The 1,418-nt window shown below is 70.7% G+C and carries 2 protein-coding genes; both read right to left on the reverse strand.

Annotation, left to right across the window (positions count from 1 at the left end; genetic code table 11):
- A partial coding sequence (locus RMT89_RS40145) for a beta-ketoacyl synthase N-terminal-like domain-containing protein (RefSeq protein WP_315888690.1) occupies nucleotides 1-355 on the reverse strand: 355 nt, incomplete at its 3' end.
- 70 nt (nucleotides 356-425) lie between these two features.
- A partial coding sequence (locus RMT89_RS40150) for a beta-ketoacyl reductase (RefSeq protein WP_315888691.1) occupies nucleotides 426-1,418 on the reverse strand: 993 nt, incomplete at its 5' end.

Consider the following 1,418-nt stretch of genomic DNA (forward strand, 5'->3'; position numbering starts at 1 on the left):
CCAGCGCCTCACGCGGGGAGATCCCGAAGAACTCCGCGTCAAAACCCGCCACATCGTCCAGGAAACCGCCGCGCCGGGCATAGGACTTGCCCTGGCTGTCGGGGTCGGGGTCGTAGAGGTCCTCGGGCCAGTCACGGTCGGTGGGGAGCTCGGAGGTGGCGTCGACGCCCGCCGCGACCAGGTCCCACAGCTCCTCCGGTGACCGCACCCCGCCCGGCAGGCGGCACGCCATCCCGACCACGGCGATCGGCTCCTGGACGATGGCGGTCAGCCGCTGGTTCTCGCGCTGGAGCCGCTCGGTCTCCTTGAGCGAGGTTCGCAGCGCCTCGATGATTTCCTGGTTCGACGTGGTCATGCTGGGGCTCCGCTCTAGCAGATGGGCGTCAGTGCGAGAGGACGACGGGCGGCGCTGCGGCCGGTGCGGGCTAGGACTCGCCGCGAGCCAGGCGTACGAGATCCTCGATCTCCAGCGAGTCGATCCTGCTCGGCTCTTCTTCTTCGTCGTCGGCGTCGGGTCCGGAGGCCTCGGCCACGCTGTCGGCGTCGGGTACGGGGACCAGACCGCTCAAGTGCTCGGCCAGGGACTGGGCGTTGGGGTGGTCGAACACGGCGATCGGTGAGAACCGGATGCCGGTCGAGCCGCTGATGCGGTTGCGCAGCTCGATGGCGGTCACCGAGTCGATGCCGAACTCCTTGAACGCCTGGGCGGCATCCAGGGTCCGCGACCCCGAGTGGCCCAGCACCGTGGCCAGTTCACCGCAGATCACGTCGAGCAGTTCCTCGCGACGCTGCGCTGCGGGCAGCGCGGCAAGCCGTTCCAGCGGGCCGGGGCCGTCCCCGCCGAAGGCCTCGGCGGCCTGGGCGCTCGCGCCGATCAGCTCCGACACCAGCGGATACGGCGGCGCGGCGGCGGACCGTTCGGCGACGCGGTTCCAGTCCACGTTGGCGATCGCGACCGTGGTGTCGCCGTTGTCCAGGGCCTGCTGGAGGGCGACGACGCCGAGGTGAGGCGTCATCAGGTCCATGCCGCCCAACGCGATCCACTCCTGGAAGTCCTCCTCCTCGGCCATACCGCCACCGGCCCAGGCACCCCAGGCGATCGACGTCGCCGGCAGGCCGAGCGACCTGCGGTACTCGGCGAACGCGTCGAGGTAGGCGTTGGCCGCCGCGTACGCGCCCTGGCCCACGTTGGGCAGCAGGCTGCCGAACGACGAGTAGAGGACGAACGCGGCCAGGTCGTGGTCCAGCGTCAGCTCGTGCAGGTTCCGGACGGATTGTGCCTTCGGCTGCAGGACGCGCTCCAACTGTTCCGGCGTGACCGCGCTCAGCGGACGGTCGTCGGCGATGCCGGCGGTGTGGATGACGGCGGTGAGGGGGTGGGTGTGGGGGATGGTGGCGAGGGTGGTGGCGAGGGTGTG

It is taken from the genome of Streptomyces sp. P17 (assembly GCF_032436805.1).
Taxonomy (GTDB): domain Bacteria; phylum Actinomycetota; class Actinomycetes; order Streptomycetales; family Streptomycetaceae; genus Streptomyces.